A 386-nucleotide genomic window follows, 5' to 3' on the forward strand; every position below is an offset into this window, starting at 1 on the left:
CGCTTGGTTTAACTGATTTATCATCTGCGATTTCATCTTCTGTTCCTTCGATAACATAACGAGCTACAACTGAACCTGTCTTAACAACTGGGGTTTCTACTTTTTCTTTGTACTCGTAGGTGATGGTTTGTTCGCCTTCTTTAACAACACCGTTTTCTGGGGCATCGCCTTCTTTTGTACGTGTACGAACAAGCTCGTAAGTCTTACCATCTTTTGTGATAGTTGCTGGTGGTGTATCACCGTATGGCTCATCTACTGGTGTATCGGTCGGTTTAACTGATTTATCATCTGCGATTTCATCTTCTGTTCCTTCGATAACATAACGAGCCACTACTGAACCTGTCTTAACAACTGGGGTTTCTACTTTTTCTTTGTACTCGTAGGTG

At 41.7% G+C, this 386-nt stretch carries 1 protein-coding gene; it reads right to left on the reverse strand.

Annotated elements, in window-relative coordinates; translation table 11 throughout:
* The coding region (locus C1E99_RS08810) for a MucBP domain-containing protein (protein WP_193441801.1) at positions 1-386 on the reverse strand (386 nt) is incomplete at both ends.

The sequence above is a fragment of the Streptococcus suis genome, from assembly GCF_002964045.1.
Classification (GTDB): domain Bacteria; phylum Bacillota; class Bacilli; order Lactobacillales; family Streptococcaceae; genus Streptococcus; species Streptococcus suis_U.